1 protein-coding gene is annotated in these 1,171 nt (G+C 63.1%); it reads right to left on the bottom strand.

The features are described from left to right. Positions 1-138 precede the first annotated feature (138 nt). Positions 139-1,113 (bottom strand): IS5 family transposase, encoded by a 975-nt coding sequence (locus NKH06_RS31960; RefSeq protein ID WP_352443312.1) that lies wholly within the window; start codon positions 1,111-1,113, stop codon positions 139-141. Positions 1,114-1,171: the final 58 nt, after the last annotated feature.

Raw genomic sequence — 1,171 nt, 5'->3', positions numbered from 1 at the left:
GGGCCCGTTGCGTTATTAAGTTATAGGGGCAAGGAGGGAGGGTCAGGCCAATGTGGGGTGCCTTGCGGCTCGGGTTTGAGGCCGGATTGGCTGGGGTTTGACGGGTTCGGCGGATTTCGGGCGCAATGCGACCCTGTATTAGGTCGCCAGCGTCACCCAGCGGCGCATGTTGAAGGCGATGGCGGCGATGAGGATCTGTCCTGCCGCCTTGGCCAAGCCGCGGTAGCGGATGGCGCAAAGCCGCATGCGGTTCTTCAAGGTGGCAAAGGTCGTCTCGACGGCGAAGCGTTGCCGCGCAATGAGCCGGTTGAAATGCTTCAGGCGCGCTGGCAGATGCGGATGATGCTTGTTGGCGCGCCGCATCAGTCTTGGCTTGATCCCGCGCTCCCTCAGCAATACCTGGCGCGCCTTGGTGTGATAGGCCGCATCCGCCAGCACTGCGCCTTCGTCGCCACAGATCAGATGATCTGCCTCGACCGTGTCGTTGACGTTGGCCGCTGTCGTTCTCACCCGGCGGATCAGGCCAGAGCCCTGGTCGACACCGACATGGGCCTTGTAGCCATAGGAGGAGCCAGGCTTGCCCTGCCGGCGTGTAAAGCCGGCATCGGGATCGCCAGCCTCGCCGGCCTCGTGCGCCGTTCCACTGGGTGGCCGTGCCGCCGCCGTCTCGATCACCGTGGCATCGAGCATCGTACCGCGCCGCAGGATCAGCCCGGCCTTGTCCAACTGACGGTCCAGTTCGCCAAACAGCTTCTCCAGAAGCCCCGCCTCGACGAGACGATTGCGAAAGCGGTTGAGCGTGGTGTGGTCGGGCACCGTCTCTTCGAGCGTCAGCCCAACGAAGCGGCGGAACGACAGCCGATCGGCGAGCGCCTCCTCCAGTTCGCTGTCCGACAGTCCATACAAGGACTGCAGCAGAAGCGCCTTGAACATCACCAACGAATTGTAGGCAGGCCGGCCTGGTCCGGCCGGCGAGCGCAGCCGTGCCAGGATCTTCTCGAAGCGATACCACTTCACCAGCAACGACAACCGGTCCAGGCGACCGCTCCGACCAAGACCCTGCGGCAGCAGAGCCTCCACAAAACTGAACTGACCGCTCGGCTTCGTCGTCATCGCAAGATCCCTGGTTCAAAAACAGGGAATCACATCCACACAATTTTGCAACAGGCCC

Origin of the sequence: Mesorhizobium sp. M1342 (genome assembly GCF_040317955.1) — a bacterium.
Lineage (GTDB): Bacteria > Pseudomonadota > Alphaproteobacteria > Rhizobiales > Rhizobiaceae > Mesorhizobium.
This window is presented reverse-complemented; position numbering and strand designations above follow the sequence as displayed.

Excerpts from the sequence above, each read along its gene's own strand:
- NKH06_RS31960 (WP_352443312.1), bottom strand. The coding sequence starts at position 1,113 with ATGACGACGAAGCCGAGCGGTCAGTTCAGTTTTGTGGAGGCTCTGCTG.